The 17,870-nt window shown below is 63.4% G+C and carries 9 protein-coding genes; 2 read left to right on the forward strand and 7 right to left on the reverse strand.

Annotation, left to right across the window (positions count from 1 at the left end; all coding sequences use genetic code 11):
• The first annotated feature begins 24 nt into the window (after positions 1 to 24).
• Positions 25 to 1,551 carry a multicopper oxidase family protein gene (locus EZE58_RS02695; RefSeq protein WP_144587792.1) on the forward strand — a complete coding sequence of 509 codons (1,527 nt, stop codon included), beginning with the start codon at positions 25 to 27 and terminating at the stop codon, positions 1,549 to 1,551.
• A 408-nt stretch (positions 1,552 to 1,959) separates the two neighbouring features.
• On the opposite strand, the gene EZE58_RS02700 is transcribed toward EZE58_RS02695, so the two are convergent.
• From EZE58_RS02700 to EZE58_RS02730, 7 genes are all read right to left on the reverse strand, one after another.
• Positions 1,960 to 3,024 carry a DUF3644 domain-containing protein gene (locus EZE58_RS02700; RefSeq protein WP_009381267.1) on the reverse strand — a complete coding sequence of 355 codons (1,065 nt, stop codon included), beginning with the start codon at positions 3,022 to 3,024 and terminating at the stop codon, positions 1,960 to 1,962.
• A gap of 5 nt (positions 3,025 to 3,029) precedes the next feature.
• The gene (locus tag EZE58_RS02705; RefSeq protein ID WP_009381271.1) at positions 3,030 to 4,421 is read right to left on the reverse strand and encodes a Shedu immune nuclease family protein; all 1,392 of its coding nucleotides are present in this window, start codon (positions 4,419 to 4,421) and stop codon (positions 3,030 to 3,032) included.
• Positions 4,422 to 4,429: 8 nt separating this feature from the next.
• Positions 4,430 to 7,828, reverse strand: coding sequence for a DUF499 domain-containing protein (locus tag EZE58_RS02710; RefSeq protein ID WP_167559767.1), 3,399 nt, complete (start codon positions 7,826 to 7,828; stop codon positions 4,430 to 4,432).
• Positions 7,829 to 7,892: 64 nt separating this feature from the next.
• Positions 7,893 to 9,011: a PDDEXK nuclease domain-containing protein gene (locus EZE58_RS02715; RefSeq protein ID WP_009381275.1), complete on the reverse strand. Its 1,119-nt coding sequence runs from the start codon at positions 9,009 to 9,011 to the stop codon at positions 7,893 to 7,895.
• 3 nt (positions 9,012 to 9,014) lie between these two features.
• On the reverse strand, positions 9,015 to 11,843 hold the full coding sequence (locus tag EZE58_RS02720; RefSeq protein ID WP_167559769.1) for a DUF1156 domain-containing protein: 2,829 nt from the start codon (positions 11,841 to 11,843) through the stop codon (positions 9,015 to 9,017).
• Positions 11,840 to 15,409 (reverse strand): helicase-related protein, encoded by a 3,570-nt coding sequence (locus EZE58_RS02725; RefSeq protein WP_009376925.1) that lies wholly within the window; start codon positions 15,407 to 15,409, stop codon positions 11,840 to 11,842. Before EZE58_RS02725 ends, EZE58_RS02720 begins: the two co-directional genes overlap by 4 nt.
• Before the next feature lie 81 nt (positions 15,410 to 15,490).
• On the reverse strand, positions 15,491 to 15,688 hold the full coding sequence (locus tag EZE58_RS02730) for a helix-turn-helix domain-containing protein (protein ID WP_009376924.1): 198 nt from the start codon (positions 15,686 to 15,688) through the stop codon (positions 15,491 to 15,493).
• Positions 15,689 to 15,830: 142 nt separating this feature from the next.
• Between EZE58_RS02730 and EZE58_RS02735 the strand changes: the two genes are divergently transcribed.
• Complete coding sequence (locus tag EZE58_RS02735) at positions 15,831 to 17,801, forward strand: ATP-binding protein (protein ID WP_009376922.1); 1,971 nt, start codon at positions 15,831 to 15,833, stop codon at positions 17,799 to 17,801.
• Positions 17,802 to 17,870 lie beyond the last annotated feature (69 nt).

Below are 17,870 nucleotides of genomic sequence, written 5' to 3' on the forward strand. Positions count from 1 at the left end.
TCCGACTGATTTGGAGAACACACCATGACCGGCAACCGACCTCTCAACTCGCGTCCGCTGCATCGTCGCGGCTTCCTCACCGGAGCCCTCGGCGTCCTCGCCCTCACCGGCTGCGCCGCCCAGGCCTCGGGAGGCGACTTCCTCGACCCTGCCTCACAGCGCGTCGACGACGCCGAAGCCGACCGCGAGACCACCGGCGAGACCGTCACCGTCACCCTCACCGCGGCCGCCTCGACCCTCACCCTCGGCACGACCACCGCGGAGACGTGGAGCTTCGGGGAGATCCCCGCTCCCGTCATCCGCATGAACGCCGGTGACCGCCTCCAGGCGACCCTGCGCAACCGCCTGCCGGAGGAGACGACGATCCACTGGCACGGACTCGCACTGCGCAACGACATGGACGGCGTACCCGCGGTCACTCAGGAACCGGTCCCGGCAGGCGGTGACTTCACGTACGACTTCATCGCCCCGCATCCGGGAACCTACTGGTTCCATCCGCACGTCGGCGCTCAGCTCGACCGGGGACTCTACGGCGCCCTCATCGTCGACGACCCCGAGGAGACGCTCGACTACGACCGCGACTGGGTGATCATCCTCGACGACTGGCTCGACGGCGTCACCGCGACCCCGGACGAGGTCCTCACCGAACTCACCCGCGGCATGGGGGACATGGGCGGGATGGACCACGGCAGCATGGGCGGGCCGATGCGGATGGGCAACACCCTCATGGGCGCGAGTTCCGATGTCCTCGGCGGCGATGCCGGCGACGTGTTCTACCCGCACTACCTCGTCAACGGCCGCGGTCCCGACGACCCGGAGACCTTCACCGCCAAGCCGGGCGAGCGGATCCGCCTGCGCATCATCAACGCCGGCGGCGACACCGCGTTCCGTCTCGCCCTCACCGGGCACCGCCTCACCGTCACCCACACCGACGGCTTCCCCGTCGAGCCGACGGAGACCGACTCGCTGCTCCTCGGCATGGGCGAGCGGTATGACGCGATCGTCACCGTCGGAGACGGTGTCTTCGCCCTCGTCGCCGAGGCGGAGGGCAAGACCCAGCGCACGCATGCTCTACTCCGGGCGGGGTCCGGGCAGCCTCCCGCCCTCGACGGGGAGATCGGCGAGTTCGGGGCCGCGCCGCTGACGGCCGAGGTGCTCACCGCCGCCAAGTCAGTGGCGCTGCCGTCGAAGACGCCCGATGAGGAGATCACCATCCGGCTCACCGGGTCGATGGCGAAATACGACTGGGCCTTTGACGGGAACCGCTTCGACCATGCGAAACCGCTCGAGAACGCGTGGGGCATCTCCGAGGGCGACCGGGTGCGGGTGCGCTTCGTCAACGACACAGACATGTGGCATCCCATCCACCTCCACGGGCACACGTATCAGCTCGCTGGCGGAGGCCCACGGAAGGACACGTCGATCGTCCTGCCCGGGGCGACCCTGACCGTCGACTTCGACGCGAACAACCCGGGTCGGTGGCTCACCCACTGCCACAACGTCTACCACGGAGAGGCCGGGATGATGGGAGTGATCGCCTACCGGGCGTAGCTCTCGACTGGCCGACCACGACGAAGGCCCCGAACCATCAGGTTCGGGGCCTTCGTGTTACGAGTGCTGTCTCAAAACTACTCGAGTGGACGCAATGGAGCACTACGGGAACAGGCGACCACGGGTCGAGCGGCTGGTTTCCGCGTGGAATCAGGGCATACGCGAAGATGCCGACCCCGAGGGCGGAGCCGATGACCCGTTGATCGGGGCATCAGCGGAACCAAAGAAGCGACCTCGAACACGCCTCACTAACAAGGAAGTGGACGCTATGCGAACAGCTCGCGCGCAGGGTGTCAGCGTGAACGCGCTGGCGCGCCGTTTCGGGGTTCACCGGGGCACGGTGTGGGCGAAGACGCGGGCTACGAAAGACTGACGAAAGCCCCACACACGAAGTCACCGTTGCAGTCCTCACGTCTGCGCTGGCTGTTTCACGGTAGGTGGACGGCCCAGCAGAGCTTGGTACTTCTCTGCGGTATCCACCGCATCGGCCATCCGCTCCACAAGCTTGGGCCGGTAGACGAACTGCTTGAAGGCTGGCGAGTAGAGGCAGTATCCGTCGGACTTGGGCAACTGTTCCTTGTCGCCGCTCCTGGCTGGCCCGATCTGCCACTCCTTGCGGATACGCGTGAAGTCGTTGACGCTGAACTTGAAGGCGATGCGCTCCTCTACCGCGGCGGCGGCGGCCTTGGGGAGCATCTCATCGCCGTGGATCGCCTCACGGTACTTCTCCGCGACGATGACGCTGCCTTCCTGGCCGAGAAGAGCTTGAAGCTCCTCTTCGCTGAGTTCGTCTTGCCGTACGAAGTTCAGAGCGAGGTCTGCTTCCGTCTTGGGTCCCTTCATGGGAAGCAACAAGAGCCGGTAGGCGTAGCGCTCATCGCTTCGCACGTCATCTGGTAAGCCGCCCTGGAACTCAGTGATGAACGTGGAGACGGTAGTTGGCAGACCTCGACGGAGATTGCGTTGTTCCTCGTATCTTGTCGGGCTCAGCGACTGCACGAAGACTGGGAACTTCAGCTCTGAACCCAGTGTCTCGCTTGTGCCGAACCTCCGGATCAGTTCTGCCTCGAAGTTGATGATGCAGGCGTGCGCCTCTGCGGCTGTTGCTACCAGGACTGAGTCTTGGAAGCGGTGCTCCACGTAGTTCCGAAGCCCGACGAAGAACTCGATGTTCGCTCTGATTGGGTCGTTGTCCTTGAACTCGTGCTTGAGGCACTGGCTCAGGTCCCAGGTTTTCTTGGAGCCGTCCGGGTTCCTCTTGAAGTGGCGTCGGCCGCCTGACTCACGATAGAAGATTTCCGTCTTGCGGCGCATTCGGTCGGCGTGAAGTAGGTTCTGCCAGGCGAGGTGGATGTGGACGATGAAGTCGCTGAAGCTCCGCCGGTCCCCGGGACGGTTGTAGAAGTCGATCGCGACGAGGGCCTGTCGCCGAGCCTCGTCGAGCGTGTGCCTCCACGCGGGCGGACGTGCCATCTCGATCAGACCTCCTCGGCCTCGGGTGAGGCCGGTGTGAGGAAGTCACGGAGGAGTCTCAGTCGCTCAAGAATCTCGTCGTAGGTCACGATGGTCACGCTGCGGGAGTTCGCGCGATACAGCTCGAATGACTTTTGTCTTACCGGATCGCTGGCAGAGGGTGTGCGTCCGGCAACCACGAAGCAGGAGATTGCGTACGACTCCAAGTCCCACTGACGCGAGCTCTCCTTCAGTCCGGTGAGGTTCTTCGTCAGGTTGTACGCCTGATCGAGCACCTGGGAGACTGCGCCGTTGAGTTCCTTCGATGGACCGAACACACCCTGACGGTACTCACGAGCCTCCAGCAGCTGCGTGGTTGGCTTCTTGATCTCCACCAGAGCGACGTTGTTCGTGAGCGAGTTCTTGAACAAGTAGTCCGCGATCTTGTCGCCGCTTCCCGACAGGCCGCGACCGCCTACCGTCGCTCCGGAGCGCACACTGACCATCGGGGCTCCGAAGACCTGCTGCAGCGCGAAGGCGTTGTCGTCGAAAAAGGCCTGCCAGTACGGCTCGGCCTTGCCCTGTTCCAAGGCCTCTGCGTACGCCTCGATGAGGCGGTCGAGGCTGACGAGATCGATGTCTCGCTTGAGTTTCTGAAACTTCTGGGGTGATTCCGCTGCTATCGCTGCCGATTCGGACACGACCGCTTCGACCAAAGTATCACGTTCTACGCCACTGAGTTCTTCGATCCCGTTGGCGGCCTTCGCGATCACGCGCGAGTCCGGGTGTCGCCCAAGCGAGAAGTCTGCGCTGGCGAGACCAAGTGCCGCAGCGAGATTGTTGTGTACGAAGACGTCCTTGACTCGACCCGCCGCACGATTTCCTCGGTCGTTGATTCGACCGATCTCGGCCCAGATGGCAGCGAAGCGCGATAAGCCGAGGTGGAACTCTGTCCCGTCAATGGCGGCACTGTTGCCGTCGGTGAAGATGATCTCTGTACAGGGAGTGTTGGCTTCGATCAACCGAATCAGCCGGTTGCAATCCTTGAGCAACCCGAGGCCGTAGGCGAAGTCCTTGACGAATCCGGGCGGTAGCGTCTCAAAGATTGACTCCAGGTCGGAGCCCTCGTAGTACTCATCCAGCAACGACGTTTCCAGGGAAAGCGTCTGCACCTGGTCGTACTTCGGGCCAAGGTAGTCGCTGTGGTTTGAAAGTGTGTTGATGGGGTGAATCTTCAGGGTTCCCGCCCCGGCTTCGAACTCGACGAGCTTCACACCATCAGCCAGACGCCGGTGCGCCGAGGACTCTTCATACGGTAGCTCGGTCGGAACGAAGAAGGCCTCAACCCGGCCATCCTCATTCGTCGTGCGGACGTCGAGGCGACCGATTTTCGTCTGGTCGTTTCCGAATCGAGCCACCGTTGGCCTCAGCTCTTCTCGAAGCCGGAGCTGGGGTCGAACTTGAGGACGCGGGCGTTCTCGCTGATGGTGCGGACCTCTGCCTCGTCGAAGCCTTCTGGCTTGGTGGCTTGGATGTCGATGGTGATCTCCAAGCGTGCACCTGCTCCGGAGAGTCGGTCGATGACTTCTCGGGTGACGTTGCCGATGTCGCGGGAGTAGCGGTCGGGGTCGATCTTGACCGAGCCGAAGAATCGCGCCAGCGCTGCTTCGAACGCAGACTCTGCCGGAGACAGCGAGTCGCTGTCGGACGTGGGCTGACCGGCTCCTATCCATGCGAAGTCCACGGGGCCGACACCCTCGGTGCCGTCTTCTGTCTGCCGAGCTGCGGCTTCTCGGGCTGCTGCCCGGTCTGCGTCGAGCTGTTCCTGGGCCTTGTCGGCGTCGATGAGCAGGGTGCTGTTCGTGATTTGGATGCTTACGTTCGGGTCGGGCGGCACGAGGAGTCCGCGGTAGCGGCCTGTGTCGGTGTCCTTGCCTGCCGCGATGCCGAAACGTTCGCTATCGACGAGCACAGTGGTCAGCGCTTGCTGGATCGCACCGTCGAGCACCTCGCGTCGGACGAGGCGGGGCAGGTAGGTGTACCGGGTGAAGTAGCCCCACAGCTCGCCGACGGTGATCTCGCCTGCGTCGCGCCACAGCGCGCCGAGCTCGTGGTGCAGGGTGGCGCCGAGGATCGGCGCACCGAAGTCTGTGACGAGCTGGTCTTCACGTCCCAGTTTGGTGCCGACCCGCTCCGCGAGGGACCGCCCGCCGGAGTCGGGCACGCGGTCGGCGATCACCTCGAACGGCTTGGTCGGATCGAACTGCTCGGGGTAGACGGCCCAGACGAAGGTGTCGCGGATGCGATCCGAGACCGTCTGATCGAGCCGCACCACCCAGTCATCGGTCTGCTTGCGCTGCTGCGCCGAGAGATTGAGGCTGTCGCTGGTTGCCTGGACACGTTTCCAGCCGAGGTAACTGCGGGTGGCGGCTTCGAGACTTTCCAGTTCGCTCTTGTCTGCGAGCAGGAAGATCAGCGTGTTGCGGTGGATGCGCTGGCTCGCACCCTTGCTCTCGATAGCGTCACGGACCCAGGCGTGCGCCGCCGAGTCGGCGCCGTCTTGCTTACGGCGGGCATGCCGCGGGTGGGCGATCACCAGGCGCGTGTCCTCAAGATCGGGAATGTCCGCTGAGGACGACGGGGCGATGTGTACGCGGTCGAACACGCCCCGCGCCTTCTCTTCTCCTTGGAGGCGGCGGGTGATCTCGTTCCAGACCGTCTCGACATCTTCGCGGAGCCGCTCGGCATAGTCGTTCGCGGTCTTCGTGACCGAAGGTTGTGTGTCGAACCAGTAGTGGCCCTGCTCTTCGTAGAAGTACGTCGAGCGCTGCGCGAGCAGCTCGACGGCGCTGCCGAAGTTCCCGAGTGTGTCGCCAGGGATCGCGGTGCCGAGCCACAGGTACTGCTTGTCGAGTCCCTTGCGGCTGCTCTTGATCCTGGGGGCGGCGCCCATGAAGATCGTGCGTGCGATGCGCTGGGTGATGAACCGCTGGCCCAGGTTCGGGCGGTCGAGGTCGATCTGCTGCGCGGTCGATCCGGGGCCGTCGATGTCGGAGTCGATGATCGGCTTCCACTGATCTTCGAGGTACTGAGTCAGGTCCGTGTTCACGGTCGTCGCATCCAGCGGCACGTTGCCCGGCAGGATCAGCGGCGAGGTGTCGTTGGACGCCCACAGCTCGTGCACGATCGACGAGACCAGCTTCAGCACACCGCGGGTGCGCTGGAACCGCTCCAACGTCGACCAGTCCTCATACAACCGGTCGAGCAGCTCGGGATGCAGCGGGTAGGAGGCGCGGATGCGCTTCTCGTAGTCATCGTTCGGCGAGGCCGCATCGCGTGGGAACAGTGCGGTGTTGTTCCGGTACAGGCTCGTGAAGCTGCGCGCCACAGCCGAGATGGTCGTGAGTCCGTCGGCGTTCGGAGCCTGGAACAGCCGACGCCGGACGATCTCGAACGACTCGTCCTTGCTCGACGGCCGCCACTGGTCCGCGACGCGGCGGATCACGTTCTGGAGGCGTTCCAGCGCGAGCTGCCCGTTCGCTCCGCCAATCTCGATGTCGCTGCCGCGCCCTTCGGCGCCGGTGTCGGAGGCCGGGATCGAGACCACGAGCATCACGCCAGGCACGGAGCGCACGATCTCGGTCAGGGACTGCGCGAAGGTGAACTGCGTCTCGAATGAGCCGGACGGGAGTTCCTTGTCCGTGACGAGCTGTCGGGCGTACGCGACCCATTCGTCGATCAGGATCAGCGACGGCGAGTAGCGCATGATCAGAGTGCGCAACGCTTCACCGGGGTTGGTGCCGGCGCGGTCGTCCTCGGCGATCAGGTCGTAGGCTTCGCGCCCGCCGAGCTGCCAGGCGAGTTCACCCCAGAGCGTGCGGACCTCGGTGCCGTCGTCCTTGATGATCGGTGAGCCGGCCTTCAGGTAGGTGCCGACGAGCGCGACCCGCTTGACGTCGAGCGCGCCAAGGTCGGGGTTGCCGTTCGCTGCGATCAGTTCTTGGAGCTCCTGCGGGAAGTCCTTCGTAGAGGTACCGCTGAACAGGTGATACAGCGCGAGCATCGAGTGGGTCTTGCCGCCACCGAAGTTGGTCTGAAGGTTCACCACCGGGCTCGCCCCAGCCTCACCATTCACCCGCCGCAGCGCACGCGACAGCAGATCACGCAGACCCTCGGTGAGATAGGTACGAGTGAAGAACTCGACAGGATCGCCATACTCCGGGCTAGTCGCCTGCCCGGTGTGGACCAGGTGCAGATCGGCCGCGAACTCCGACGCGGTGAACGCGCCACGGGCCACGTCATCGTGGGGCCGGATGACCTCGCGCCACGGCCGAAGCCCGGACCCTGGATCGAGGGACACCTTAGTGCGCTTGACCTGCTTGCGGGTCTGATCCTCAAACACCGTCCGCTGCAGATCGACACGCAGCTTCCGCACGTCCTCGGCGGAATCCACCGCGCCAACAGCGTGGAGCAGCCGCTCAATCGTGTCCAGCGCGCGAGCGGCATCATCGGAGCTGAAGGGCTCGTTGTGCGCCCACAGGTTCCGGGTCTCCCGCAACTCGGACGCGAAGCCCTGCTGGGCGCGGGAGAGCACATCCTTGAAGTGGTAGCCCTGCTCCGTGATGGCGCGAAGCTGCACCTGAACGTCGTGCTTCGTCATCGTGCGCAACGGCCCGCCACGGCGCTGGGCGTCCTCCTTCGCCCACGCCGCAGGCCAGTCAGGGGTCTTGTAGGCGCGCGTCATGACCTCATCGACCTCGTCGAGGAGCCCTTCGGAGAGCAGGTCGAACGCCTTGCCCACTCGATCTCGGTTGTTCATCGCCATCGCTGTCTCCTATGACCTACTACCTACGACCATCGAGGGCACTCCCCACAACGGCCAATCCCTGCTACTCATCACTGTCGTCGTCTCCGCCTGCTGCGAGCTGTCTACGAGCGAGCCGCTCCTGGGCCTCTCGGTAGATTTCCCTGATCTTGGCCTCAAGCTCGGCCTTCGGCGGCAGTGCCGTCCAGTACTCCGCGACGACAATCCCGTCCTTGTGCATCTCCAGCAGCTCGATCTGGTCACGGCTTGCCGCGGTACACAGGATCAGACCGATGGGTGGGTTCTCATCCGACTGGCGCTCGTGCCGATCCAGCCACTTGAGATAGAAGTTCATCTGCCCCTGGTAGCTCGGCTTGAACTTGCCGACCTTCAACTCCACGGCGATCAACCGGCGTAGCGGGCGCGAGTAGAACAGTAAGTCGAGGTAGTAGTCATCGCCGTCGAACGTCATACGCTTCTGGCGCTCAACGAACGCCCACCCACGCCCCACCTCTAGCAGGAAGGACTCCATATCGCGGCGGAGCGCGGCTTCGAGGTCCCGCTCCAAGAAGGTGTCGGCAAGCCCCAGCATGTCCAGCAGCATCGGATCACGGAAGGCATCGAGTGGCACCGCCGATCCCTCTGGAATCTGCGAGTCAGCGATCTCCCGACGCTCGAAGGCTTTGCGCTCGATGGCCCGGCGCAGATCGCGAACACCGAGTCGGCGCTCGATGGTCTCCTTCACATAGAACGCTCTCGCCTCGGGACTCGACACTGGCAACAGTGTCTTGAAGTGGGTCCAGCTAACTTGTCGCCCCAGTGAGGCGACAAGTTCGACGTCCGGGAAGGCCTGCGAGAACTGAACCATCCGGTAGAGGTTGGCCCGCTCGAAACCTCGACCGTACCGAGCGGTCAGTTGTCGCCCCAGTGAGGCGACAACTTCCTGGTCGTGCCCGGCACGGTCTTCGTGAAGCACGGCCACGTCGATCATGCGCCCGATGTACCAGTTCCGCAGTGTCAAGGTCGCGTTCACCTGCGCGGCCGCGAAGGACTGCGCTTGATCGATCAGCGCAGACACCCGCTCCACGAGATCGCCGCCTTCGGCGCTGACGGACTCCGCGATGGCACGGAACGGAGAAAGACCATCGTCAGATTGGTGCCTCACCGTGGCACCAATCTGGGCCTCATCCGGGTTCCGAGCCATGACCTAATCCTCGTCCTCGTCGAAGTCGAACTCCTGCTGCGAGGATCGCGGTGTTGAGGCGTGCTTGCGTGCCTGCTCGTTCACGTCGCCCCAGGCGCTCACCAAACCGTTGAAGAGGATCGCGTCCTTGGTGTCCTTCTTCTTCTCCGCCTCGTGGAACAGCAGGAAGCCCAGCTCCTTCACCGCGTCCAGGTTCACCCGCGTCTGTACCGACGGCAGCAGCTCTGCCACCTTGTCGGCGCCGTCCTTCGCCATCACCGCGGCCAGACGAACCGTCGCCTCCCACACGCTGACGCGCTCGTCGGATGCGGCATCCCAATCTCCATCGAGCTGCGCCGGTGGCAGGAGTCGGGCTTTGCCACCCTTCGCTTCGAAGATGCCGCCACGTTCTAGCGCGCCGATCGAAGTGTCAGAGGACCTCGCAAGTTGGTCTGCAATGCCCGCGCTCTCCTGAGCCCAGCCGTACTGTCGATACCACTTCACCGCGAACCGGGTATCGGGATCAAAGTCGGACTCCTGCTCACCGATCACCTCGTCCAGTGTGGAGTTAATGAGTAGCAACGCATCCTTCACGCTCATATCTGAACCGTCCGCCTCACGTACACGTGAGAAGCGAGAAAAGACCGCAATTCCCGGACCGATTGCCGCTTGCGCGAGGTCTACCGGGGCGACCGAACCCTGCATGAGCTTATGAAGTGCAGCCGGAAGTTCTGCCTTCAAGGCAGCTACGAATGCGCGACGAGTTGTTGCCGGAGCGTCCTCGGTTCTTGGTCGGCAGGCCAAAACAATGGACGACGCGAGTGCGTTTCGCCCAAGGGCGTGGAGTCGACCAGTGCCCTCGGTCTGAATAGGCCAAGTGGCTGTGACTTGCCAGCCGGAAGCGATCAGCCCTTCAAGGAGCGTATGCCACCCCGAAAGCGAGACGCCCCCAGAGTCTTTTTGCTTGTAGGCGTAGTAGATGGTCATCGGGGCATCGTCACGCATCGTTTCGCGGATTCGCTGGAAGGTCCGGTTGAGCCCCTCCACGAAAAAGGACTCTGCCCCGGAAGCGCCATGCCTGTTCGGATCGGCGACCAACTCATCTGCCTTCGGGGTAAGTATCGTGCCGAGTACATTCGGCACTACGCTCCCTAAGGACCGGCGTAACCACACGTAGAAGAAGTCGGATAGGTCCGCGTAGCCAATCATGTCGTAGTACGGCGGGTCGGTGGACACGACCATGCCCCCGTAGCTCCTCGTCGCGGCATCAGCTGACTGAACGTCACCTGACTTGACATCCGCAAGAGAAAAATCGAGCCCGTTAAAGGCGCGAACAAACCCCGCAATAATGACTTCGAAGGAGCCCGATGCGCCCGAAAATGGGTTTGCCTCAGCAAAGTCCCATGTCATCGAAAGGGTCTGATTGCCAAGCAAGTGTTTCGGGCACTCTGCTTTGGGCTCCCATGCGGTAAACGAGTTGTTCAGATCGACAAGCTTGTCCACGGCCAATCCGAGGAACACTGCAATCGAGTCGGCGTAGGCAGCGGCATCTGACCCGCCGTCCTCCAGCCCTTCTCCATGCGGCATGCCAGATGCGAGTGCGTCTGCCAGTACTCGATCACGCGCCTCACTCACAAGGTCCGCGAAGGTTGTGAGCATCACAAGCTGTCGGTTCGTGAAAAGGTCAGACCAGCGGGTCACACCATAGTTCTGCACACGGAAACCGAGTGCCGCCTCTGGCAGCAACTCATCGGGTGCGTGCTCTGGCCGGGGAACATCCGCTGCCTTTTCCTGAGTATCGTCAGGCGCAACATATACACGCCCTCGCTTGTCGAGAGCAGCGACAGCCATCATCCGTTGGCCGATGCGGTTGGAGCGCCCCTGTTCTCGCACGTAGGCCAGGGAGACTGGCGTACCGTCCGTGAAGACAGTGGCTCCGCGACGGTCGATCGTCCCCGGCGGGGCCTCTTGCGTGGAGCCGTCGCTCTTGTCGTGGACTCTGAAAGACAGCTTTCCGTCCTCCATGACTGGGGCAACATACACTTCTCTACCGCTCTTCTTCCGCAGCCACCATGAGTTGACGAGAGGGACCTCGACGGGGTTCAGCCGGTTCGGGCTGATGACCGTTCTGGCCCACTTCCAAGCAACAACGGTGTGTTCAGTGCCTTGGGGTGTCGCGACTTTGGGATACATGTAACCGATGCGTTCGAACGCAGTTGCGTTGAGCCACGCGCCATACATGCGTACGTCTTCGGCCAAGCCTTCATTGCGATACCAGGGAGTGGTGCGCGATGAAGCATTCGGGTGGACAGGTTGACTCCCTGAGAATTTCGGAGGAATCGAAATCATGGCCATGTTCAGGAGTGCAGCCACAGGATTCAGGTCGGATGCGTGTGCCTCCAGACCGAGACGCTGAGCTTCGAGCGGGATTGACCCACCGCCCGCAAAGGGATCGACAAATTTAGGTAGCCCTCCATTGGATTTCTCAATCTCCGTCCTGGCTTGCGAGATGAGAGCGTGGTCCGAGGCGCCTTCCCTGGATGCCAACTTCTCCATCAGTCGGTGGAGTCGTTGACGCTCAATATCCTGCTCAGCGGCGCTTGGGAACTTATCTGGGTTGGACGAGGGATCGTCAACCAACTGGGCGAAGAGAACCGAACGTGCCGTCGCTAGAGGTTTACGGGACCACCACTGATGAAAGGTGGCTGGTTTCGCTTGACGAACTTTGCTTTCTCGTTGTGTCTCGCGTGTGATCGCTTCAAGCGGCAGCGAGACTTCGATGAGCTTCTTCTTGGGTGCTGTCACGGCGCTTCTCTCGCTGGCGTTGGTCTGGTTGTCGGTGGTGTGGGTCATCGCGGTGGTCCTCCGCGTTCCCAGTAGTCGCGCCAGACCTCGTTGTAGGAACGGGTGGTGGCGGATGGTTCGAGGTGGGCGAAGGCGTCGCTGACGTAGCGCAGCTGTTCTTGCTCCGGTCCGCTGGTGGATACTTCGACCAGCGCGAGCCGGTGTCTGTCGCCCTGGGTCTGGGCGAAGGTGATCTCGTTGGTGGTGATCGTGAAGGTGTCCGAGCCCTCGATCCGGCCCTTGACCTCGACGTAGTGGAGGAAGCCTTGGCTGTCGGTGGACTGGATGTCGTAGCCGGGGTTGTTGCGCGGCATCTCGACTGGCTCTCGTCCGAGCGCACGCTCAGCGGCGAGCACGGCGTCAACGGCACGTCGTTCTACTTCCTCGGTCTGTCGCGCGAAGGTCTGCGGTGCGGGGGCTTCGTCGGTGGCGAGGATGTCGCTGGGGATGACGAGCGCTGCGCCACGGATCACAGCGGGAACGGCAACGAGGTTGGTGGCCTCGTCGAGTTGTTCGAGCCGGTGGTTGAGGCGTTCGTCGAGCTGGCGTGCGCGGACGAGTGCGGTCTCGGCGCGAAGTCGGCCGACGGTTCCTGCGCGTTCGAGTGCTTCGAGGCGGTTGTGCTCGCGGTCCCAGTGGTTGATCTCGGCCAGCAGCCGATCTTTCACCTGAGCGCGGGTCCGCGCGGTTTCGATGTCGAGGCGGGTCTTGATCTCGTCCATGCGGGGCTGGAGCCCTTCACGGTAGGCCCAGGCGCGCACGAGCTTCTCGTGGTTCTGCTGCGCCCAGTCACTGCGGACGATCTCCGTGATGGCTTCGGCTTCGCCGGGTTCGGGCCGGTCGTAGTCGAGGTAGGGCGGTGCTGCGGAGACGGTGACGGTGCCATCTTGTTCGAGGAGGGGGTAGTCGAAGTGGTGGGAGATGGTGTCGGCGTCGGCTGCGGTGTTCTCGATGCGCTGTTCGACGCTGAACATCAGCATCGGGGTGTCGGTCTGCTTGGTGCGGCGGTCGATGAGCACGGTGCCTTGCTTGAGGGTGGGGCCGAGGTCGTCGATGGTGGCTTCGATCACGGCGTGCAGCAGCGGGTGCCCGGGTGCGATGAGGGAGGCGTCGGCGAGTCCATCGGGGTGCATGCGCGCGAGCTCGAAGGTGATGCGCTCGTACTGTTCGGCAACGGGTGCCCACCGGTTGAGGCGACGGGCGGTGTCGATCACTCGTGCGGGGACGCGGGTGATCTCGTAGCGGCCCTTCTCGCGCTTGCGGATGCGTCCGCCGAGACGCGCAAGCGCGGGGATGAAGAACGCGGCGATGTAGCCGGGCTGGAGGCGGCGTTCTCGGGCTTTCTCCATCCGTGCCCGGACCTCGTCGAGGTTGAGGGCGCTGAACATCTCGGGGTGGAGCGCGCGTTCGGCGAGCATCTCATCGAGTCCGTGTGAGACTCCGGCGTCGATGATGCGGTCGAGCTTGGCCTTGACCTGGGGCTGGTCGCCGTAGCGGATCGCCTCGATCAGCAGGTCGCGCAGTGAGCGTTCCTGGAAGGCGTCGGCGTCGCCGAGCACGTTGAACAGGTTGCCGTTGTAGGCGATCGACATCTGGTCGATCTTCGCCAGCAGCCGGGTGAACACGTCGCCCTCGCGGGTGTCTCGGGCGACCATGTTCCACAGGTGGCAGACCTCGCGCTGGCCGATGCGGTGGATGCGTCCGAAGCGCTGCTCGATGCGGTTCGGGTTCCACGGCAGGTCGTAGTTCACCATCAGGTGCGCACGCTGAAGGTTCAACCCTTCCCCGGCGGCGTCGGTGGCGAGCAGAACCACGGTGTCGGGGTTGTGGGTGAAACGTTCGCGGGCGAGCTTGCGATCCTCGCGGCGGGTGCCGCCGTGGATCGTGATGACCGAGTCCGCGCGCCCGAACTGTGCCGTGATCTTGGCGTGTAGGTAGTCGAGCGTGTCGCGGTGCTCGGTGAAGATGATGATCTTGCGCGCGTCGCCGGAACCGTCGTGGGTCAGGAGCTGCTCGTCGAGGATGGTGCGCAGCTGCACCCACTTCTTGTCGTCATCCTGAAGCCGGACTCGCCTCGCGACTTTGATGAGGTCTTCGAGGATCGCGATCTCTGCCCGCAGCTCAGGGATCGTCTGCGCCGCCGTCGCCAGATCGACAACCTGGTCGGCTTGTTCCTCGAACTGGGCGCGTTCTTCGTCGGTGGTCTCCTCGTCGAAGTCCTCGAAGTCCTCAATCGAGAAGGCTGGGAGCGCCGCATCGTCGATCGGTAGCTGGGCGACGGTGCCGGTCAAGCGGGCCGTCTCGGTGACTCGCTGCGTGTCGCGCAGCTTCGTATCGAGGCGCTGTTGGCGTCGTTCCAGCGATCGCAGGATAGCTTCCGGGCTGGATGCCAGGCGGCGCTGGAGCACGGTGAGTGCGAAGCCGACGTTGTTGCCGCGCTTCTTCTCGCCCGCCTGAGCGATCCGCTCGGCGCGTCCCATCTCAGTGCGGACGTAGTCGGTGACCAACTCATAGAGCTCTCGCTCGGCGGGGCTGAGCTCGTACTCGACGGTGTAGGCCTTGCGTTCGGGGAACAGTGGCTTGCCCTCGAAGGTGAGCAGGTCTTCCTTCACCATCCGGCGCATCAGGCCGTGGGTGTCGGTGCGGTGGACGCCTTGGCGGTACTGGCCCTCGAAGCGATCGCGGTCCAGCAGCGACATGAACAGCTGGAAGTCTTCTTCCTTGCCCGCGTGCGGGGTCGCGGTCATCAGCAGGAAGTTGTGCGCGGTCTCCGAGAGCAGGCGTCCGAGCTTGAACCGTTTGGTCTCATCGACCTCGCCCGCCCACGACGAGTAGTGAGCCGACATGCGATGGGCCTCGTCCACGACGGCGACATCCCAGGTGACCTCGCCGAGCTGCTCGATCAGGTCTTCGCTGCGTGAGAGTTGGTCCATGCGGGCGATCAGGAGAGGGTGCTCGGCGAAGACGTTGCGGCCCTGGGCGTCATCGACCATCTGGCGGCCGAACACCTCAAAGCGCAGATCGAACTTCTGCGATAGCTCCTCACGCCACTGCTCAACCAGACCACCGGGGGCGACGATGATCGCGCGCTCGCAGTCCGAGCGCAGGATCAGTTCCTTCAGGTACAGGCCGGCCATGATCGTCTTGCCCGCGCCGGGATCGTCCGCGAGCAGGAACCGCAGCGGGATGCGCGGCAGCAACTCTTCATAGACCGCCCGAATCTGGTGCGGCAGCGGGTCAACGTCGGAGCTGTTGACCGCGACCATCGGGTCATACAGTGCGGCGTACTTGATCCGCAGCGCCTCGGCCGCGAGCCGGAACTCGTCCGGGTCTGCGTCGTAGGCCGGAGCAGAGTCGAAGTCGCCCGCGATCTCGAACCGCGCCGCGTCGGCATCGGTAATCGCGCGGGCACCGCTGCGACCGGCATCGTCACGGTAGAACACCTCGAACAATCCCGCGTCGATGGGGTCGATGGCGATCAGCGTGACGGTCTGGCCCGGCACCAGCCCTCGGAGGCGCTGGCCCGCGCGCAGCGTCGCGAGCGTCAACGTCTCGTCGGTTGTTGCTTCCGTCACGGGATGCCTCCTTCCGGTTTTGGGCAGTGGATCAGGATATGCCCGGCCTCCGACATTCCTGCCGGTCCGGGGCCGTGCCGCTCAGTCAGGCTCCGCGTCATCGCGTGCCGCAGCACCACCTCGCCTCACCCAGTCGTCGATCTCGCTGGCTTGGAACTTCCAGAAGCGCCCGATCTTGTGGGCGGGCATGGCTTTCTCGGCGATCCAGGTGTAGACGGTGTCTTTGGTGACCCCGAGGTGGGCGGCGATGTCGTCAGCAGACAGCCAAGGCTCAGGCACTCAAGTCCTCCAGGGTGGGATCGACCGGATATGAACGGGTTGATCCGATCCTACTCGGGGAAACTCCGGTCTACACGGAAGAACTCGGCTGAGTGTGTCGTGGAGACGGGTGACTGTCGGTGTTCTTCCGTAACCTTGTCTCATGGAAGACCTCGTGCTCACCGCAAGCGACGACCACGTCGCACGTCTCGCCCACGAGGGTGACCCCGTACGCGCGATCATCGAGCTGATCTGGAACGCCGTCGACGCTGAAGCGACGAACGTCGTCGTGACGATGGAACGCAGCTCGATGGACGCCATCAATCAGGTGCGCGTCGAAGACGACGGCCACGGCATCAGCTCCGACGAGGTGGCCTCGACGTTCGGCCGCATCGGGGGCTCCTGGAAGTCGTTGAGCGAGAAGTCCAAGAACGGCAAGAGGTATCTTCACGGCAAGCTGGGCGAGGGACGATTGCGCGCCTTCGCACTCGGATCTCGCGTGAGCTGGGTCAGCATCAGCGACAACGCGATCGGCCAGCGCGAACAGATCACGATCACCGGCAGCCGGAACAACCGCGACCGGTTCCGCTGGGACGCCACACCTTCAACCGCAGCCTCAACCGGCACAGTCGTCACGGCGCACAACGACGAACAGCGGTCGCTGAGCGCGCTCGAAGCAGACGACGTGCTCCCGACCCTGCGATCGCACTTCGCGCCGCTCCTCCTCAACGATCAGTCGCTGACGATCACTTACGACGGTTCCGCGCTCGACCCATCGCAAGAAGTGGTCAATGATACGACATCGCCGCTTCCATTCGGAGAGAACGGAGAGAACGAAGCCGTCCTGCGGATCATCGAGTGGCGCTCGGGCAAGCATCGAGCCGTCTCCTTCGGTCCTGATGCAGACCACTTCCCGTTCGAGACCTCCGGCACTGCCTTCGAGAACCAGTTCACCTACTCCGCTTACGTGACATGGGACAAGCTCGGCATCGATGAACTCGCTGCACTCGGGCTCGGCGATATGGCACCCGACGCCGTTGGGGAACTGTGGACGGCTGCAAGGGAGGCAATCCGCGATCACTTCAACGCGCGCCGTCGCGAACGGCGTCGCGAACAGGTGGAGCACTGGAAGGAAACGGGGGTGTACCCGTACAAGAGTGAGCCAGCGAACGAGACCGAGCGCGCGGAGCGTGCCGTGTTCGATGTCGTTTCCGGCACACTCGTTCCTCACATCTCCAAGACCAAGAAGCAAGCGCAGTTGACGCTGGAACTCCTTCGCGACGCGATTCGTCACGACCCGGGGAAGCTGACAACGATCCTGCATGAGGTCGTCGCCCTCAACGATGCTGACCGCGACACCCTCACGAAGCTGCTCAGCGAGACCACGCTGTCCGCAATCATCCGTTCCGCCAACGTCGTCGCGAGCCGGCACAAGTTCCTGGTCGCACTGGAGCATCTGCTCTTCGATCCAGATGACTCTGGGAAAGTTGGCGAGCGCGACCACCTTCACAAGGTGCTCGAACACGAACTATGGGTTTTCGGCGAGTCCTACCACCTCATGAGCACCGAGCGAAGCCTGACAGAACTCCTGCGCAATCACCTCAAGCTCGACGGCCTGCCCACGAAGGACATCGAGACGGTTCGTCGTTGGGACGGAAAGACAGGCCGGACCGACCTCCATCTTGCCGCCAAGAACAAGGAGCATGACCGGATCAGGCACCTCGTGGTGGAGCTGAAAGCACCTGGCATCACAGCCTCACGCAAGGAACTCGATCAGGTCGAGGATTACGCGAATGCGATCCTGTCCACCGCGGCCTTCACCGGCGACCGGACGAGTTGGGACCTCATTCTGGTCGTCACCGACTACGACGACCTCGTACGGCGACGCATCAAGGGTGATGACTTCGAGGTCGGCCTGTTCTTCGACCCCCAGAAGGAGCAAGGACGCCCTCTCGTCCGTGCCTATGTCCGTCGGTGGCGGGACGTCATCGACGAGAACAAGCGTCGGCTGGAGTTCATGACCAACGCTCTCGAACACGACCCCTCGATCACCGAGGGCCTCCAGTACGTGCGGACGGAGTATGAGGACCTTCTACCCGAGGAACTGCGCGCGACTACGGAGAGTGCGAACTGATCGCGGTCGTTCACGAGGAACTGTCGAGAACCCGATTTGATCCTCTGACTCCCGACGCCTGACGCTGTC

Origin of the sequence: Brevibacterium sp. LS14 (assembly GCF_012027885.1) — a bacterium.
Lineage (GTDB): Bacteria > Actinomycetota > Actinomycetes > Actinomycetales > Brevibacteriaceae > Brevibacterium > Brevibacterium casei.

Bases quoted from the DNA above. Each gene is read 5' to 3' on its own strand.
- EZE58_RS02695 (WP_144587792.1), top strand. From the start codon at position 25: ATGACCGGCAACCGACCTCTCAACTCGCGTCCGCTGCATCGTCGCGGC.
- EZE58_RS02700 (WP_009381267.1), bottom strand. From the start codon at position 3,024: ATGGCACGTCCGCCCGCGTGGAGGCACACGCTCGACGAGGCTCGGCGA.
- EZE58_RS02710 (WP_167559767.1), bottom strand. From the start codon at position 7,828: ATGGCGATGAACAACCGAGATCGAGTGGGCAAGGCGTTCGACCTGCTC.
- EZE58_RS02715 (WP_009381275.1), bottom strand. From the start codon at position 9,011: ATGGCTCGGAACCCGGATGAGGCCCAGATTGGTGCCACGGTGAGGCAC.
- EZE58_RS02720 (WP_167559769.1), bottom strand. From the start codon at position 11,843: ATGACCCACACCACCGACAACCAGACCAACGCCAGCGAGAGAAGCGCC.
- EZE58_RS02735 (WP_009376922.1), top strand. From the start codon at position 15,831: ATGGAAGACCTCGTGCTCACCGCAAGCGACGACCACGTCGCACGTCTC.